Here is a 1,415-nt window from a genome sequence, read left to right on the forward strand (position 1 = left end):
GAGGAACGTTGCCAGATAGATCGACATCTGCAGACTCAAACAAAGCACTGAGCCTAATTGGTAGGCAACCTAGTATAATACGTAACATCGGTTGTATAAGTGCAATATCTTCACACTATACCCATGATGCTGAAATGTATTTGGCCGCCAATGCTAGACTAAACATTCCTTCTTGTTTGACGCAAGTAAGCCCTTGCAATTGCATAGCTCTTCTTCGTTTTTTGGTTGACGGTCAAGGCTACAATGTACAGCTTTTGAGCAGCGTAAATTAACCAGGGTAAGATTTGCATTACTTAGCATTGGCGGTCTTTATCGACATGCCAGTACGGTAGTTTAAAGGTTTCGTCAGGACCTCAAGCTCAATGTGAGCGGTAACGCACACATTGACATTCAAGCGATCGATCACTCACCCAAAAACCATGGTGTTTTCTTGGACAAGCGCAGAATACAAGACAAGTAGCGACTACCTTTCATTTAGCGCGGCATATTGTCGAAACAGTCGCCATAAGAACTACCTAGCCGCGATATCATATTTGAATGGTTTAGTGATCTTCTCACGAAACTTTAAGTACTTTTAAACTTACTGTTTACTGCCTCTAACTGTTTTACATGGAGATCCAATTCTTCGATCATCGAATTGCTGTTTGATATTTGGTCATTGGTCTCGAAGGCCGACGTAACTATTTCGTTTAAGCTTCGACTGATGTCAGCAGTGACCGTACTTTGCTCATTGGCAGAGCCCGCAATAACTTGGTTCATGTCATTGATCTTGTTAATGGCTTGTTCCACTCGTTCGATTAATTCAAGACCTTGGTGTGTGTTTTCAACACAGGTTTTGACTAGAGATTGACTCGCTTCAATCGTACTAACAGCTTTGCCGCTTCCTTTCTGCAAACGTTCAATCATACGATCAATTTCTTCTGTCGATTTCTGCGTGCGCATAGCTAGCGATCGGACCTCATCCGCAACTACTGCGAAACCTCGACCTTGCTCACCCGCTCGAGCCGCTTCAATAGCTGCATTGAGAGCAAGAAGATTTGTTTGTTCTGCAATACCACGAATCACATCAAGCAAAGACCCAATTTCAGTGGTTTCTTGATCGAGAGATAAAATGGTTTGCGAAGCTTCGGCAATTTGTTGGTTTAAGTTGAGGATGTTGGTTTCTGTCACTGAACTTGAGTCGCGACATAACTGCGAATTTTGATGTGCAAGAGATGCTGCATCAGCTGCTTGATTTGCGTTATGAGATACTTCTCTTGCGGATGCTGTCAATTCTTCAACCGCGCTCGCAATCATATCGGTTTGTTGTTGCTGTGTCGAAGATAGTGACTGCAAATTCGTGCTTAGCGTTAGTAATTCGCTCGTTGTATTGTGTGCTTTTGTTGAGCTTTGTGCCACTTGATCTACTAGTTCAC

Annotated in this window: 1 protein-coding gene; it reads right to left on the reverse strand. The window is 43.0% G+C overall.

Annotated elements, in window-relative coordinates; all coding sequences use genetic code 11:
* Window positions 1–564: 564 nt before the first annotated feature.
* A partial coding sequence (locus tag A3762_RS14570; RefSeq protein WP_231878821.1) for a methyl-accepting chemotaxis protein occupies window positions 565–1,415 on the reverse strand: 851 nt, incomplete at its 5' end.

It is taken from the genome of Oleiphilus sp. HI0125 (assembly GCF_001635355.1).